This window comes from Mesorhizobium sp. M7A.F.Ca.US.005.03.2.1 (genome assembly GCF_003997795.1).
Classification (GTDB): domain Bacteria; phylum Pseudomonadota; class Alphaproteobacteria; order Rhizobiales; family Rhizobiaceae; genus Mesorhizobium; species Mesorhizobium ciceri.
Window position 1 is genome coordinate 1 of sequence record NZ_RZRP01001125.1, and the last position, 1,616, is coordinate 1,616.

Genomic DNA, 1,616 nt, shown 5'->3' on the forward strand with positions numbered 1-1,616 from the left:
CTCTGGGGCTCGGCATCGCTGCGCACCGGCGGCAGCACTTCGATGCCGGTGATGCGGCCGGTGGCCAAATCCCATTGCGGCCGGCAGCCCATCAGCGCCAGGCCTTGAGCGATCTCCTCGCCGCCGGCCACGCTCGGAAGGCCACGCGTCGATGTCACATGGCGCATATCAGGCCTGTTCCGCGACATGTTCCCGACCCAAATCGCGCTGATCGATGCCGCAGCCAACGCGGTTGCCGCGCGCGACGAGGACGATTCGGAAAACCCGCTCGCGGCCAAAACCCGCGCCGACGGCAAGATCAGCCCGCGCATTTTCGGCACCTCGCCCGGCACCTATGGCGCCGGCGTCGAGGATCTCATGTCCTCCGGCGACTGGAGCGCGCGCGACGAAATCGGCCGCGCCTATCTCGACGCTACATCGCACGCCTATGGCGGCGCCGGGGGCGAAGGCATCTCCGCGCCCGGCGTTTTCGAGGGCCGCATCGCCGAAGCCGATCTTCTCGTCCACACCGGCGACGACCCCGGCCGCGACATCCTCGAGGGCTCCGCCGATGTCGCCTTCATCGGCGGCTTTTCCGCAGCAGTTGCGGCGCTCGGTAGGAATGCCGACGTCATCGTGCTCGACACCACGGACCCGCAAAAGCCGAAGCCACGCTCGATCAGTGAGGCCGTAGCGCGCGTCGTGCGTGCCCGCGCCGTCCATCCACGCTTCATATCAGGCCAGATGCGCCACGGCCCGCGCGGCGCCTCCGAATTCGCCGAAACCGTCGACCGGCTGGTCGGCTTCGCCGAAACCACGCACGCCATTTCGGGAACGCTGATCGAGGCGGTTCATGATGCCTATCTAGGCGATCCCATGGTCCGCGCCTTCATCCTGCGCGAGAACCCCGCCGCGGCAAAAATCATTGCCGAACGCTTCCTGTCGGCGCGCCGGCGTAGTCTCTGGCATCCCTTGCGCAATTCCATCGACGACGATCTCGCAGCCCTGATCGCCGAGGCAGAAGCACTTGGGGTGGCGGCATGAGCGCCTTCTCGCGCCGCGGCGCCTGTCCGGCTTTGTCGGCACCGATGCAAACCGGCGACGGCCTGCTGGTGCGGCTCAACCCGGTTGCTGGGGGAATGTCGCCAGAGTCGTTGATCGGACTAGCCGAATCCGCTTTGCGGCACGGCAATGGCATCATGGAAGTCACCGCGCGCGGCAGTTTGCAGATACGCGGCCTGACGGCGCAAAGTGCTGCGCTGCTGGCGGCGGAGGTCGATGCGCTTGATATCGCGGTTCGCACCGGCGTGCCGGTCGAGACCGGGCCGCTGGCAGGCATTGATCCGCAAGAGATTGCCGACCCCCGGCCGCTGGCTGAACGTATCAGGGCTGCGATCGAAGAAGCTGGGCTCGTACAGCGCCTAGGACCGAAGGTGTCGGTCGTTGTGGACGGCTGCGGGCAACTCACCATGGATGCGGTCACGGCCGACCTGCGGCTTGCTGCAACGCGCACCGATGCGGGAGTTCGGTGGCGGGTGTCTGTCGCGGGCGACGGGAGGAATGCGAGGCCGCTGGCGTTTGCCGATCAAGGTGCGGCGCGCGATATTGCCGTTGCAGCTCTAAGGATGGTTGCAGAG

At 67.0% G+C, this 1,616-nt stretch carries 1 protein-coding gene and 2 pseudogenes; 2 read left to right on the forward strand and 1 reads right to left on the reverse strand.

Features of this window, described 5'->3' with window-relative positions; genetic code table 11:
• Positions 1 to 134 (reverse strand): annotated as a pseudogene (locus tag EN991_RS35360) (cobaltochelatase subunit CobN); the annotation flags it as partial.
• On the opposite strand from EN991_RS35360, the pseudogene EN991_RS35365 reads away from it, so the two are divergent.
• Positions 121 to 1,023: pseudogene (locus EN991_RS35365) on the forward strand (cobaltochelatase subunit CobN); the annotation flags it as partial. The pseudogenes EN991_RS35360 and EN991_RS35365 sit on opposite strands and share 14 nt — an antisense overlap.
• Positions 1,020 to 1,616 (forward strand): precorrin-3B synthase (gene cobG, locus EN991_RS35370; protein ID WP_127370458.1); only part of this gene is annotated, 597 nt, incomplete at its 3' end. The pseudogene EN991_RS35365 and the gene cobG, both read left to right, overlap by 4 nt.